The organism is Psychromonas sp. (assembly GCF_983033635.1).
Genome location: NZ_CEZLMY010000235.1, coordinates 1 through 459, shown reverse-complemented (window position 1 = coordinate 459; position 459 = coordinate 1). Strand labels below are relative to the sequence as shown.

The following is a 459-nucleotide window of genomic DNA, read 5'->3' as shown; positions in this document are numbered from 1 at the left end:
AGGGTAACGAAAGGTAAAAATGGTAACAAAACGTAACGAAAGGTAATAATTAGATGTTGAAGTTGTTTTTTTTATATTATTCCGTGATGCTTTTAAAGCAAAAAAAAAGGTGCCCAGGGCACCTTTTTTTAACAGCCGGAGCTCGTTATGCGAACTCATCGCCTTCAAATAGGCCTGCAAATAGTGCTGTTGACAGGTAACGTTCACCTGAACTCGGTAAAATCACAACAATATTTTTGTCTTTGAATTCAGCTTGTTCAGCCAAACGAGCTGCTGCAACAACGGCTGCACCGGATGAAATCCCGGCTAAAATGCCTTCCTCTTCCATCAGACGACGGCCCATTGCAATGGCATCATCATTGCTCACCTGTTCTACACGATCGATTAAAGAAATATCTAAGTTTTTAGGAATAAACCCGGCACCAATACCTTGTATTTTGTGTGGCCCTGGTTTAACTT

1 protein-coding gene is annotated in these 459 nt (G+C 41.0%); it reads right to left on the bottom strand.

The window, feature by feature from the left end; translation table 11 throughout:
* Positions 1–145 precede the first annotated feature (145 nt).
* Positions 146–459 (bottom strand): pyridoxal-phosphate dependent enzyme (locus AC4GME_RS17620; protein WP_490379923.1); only part of this gene is annotated, 314 nt, incomplete at its 5' end.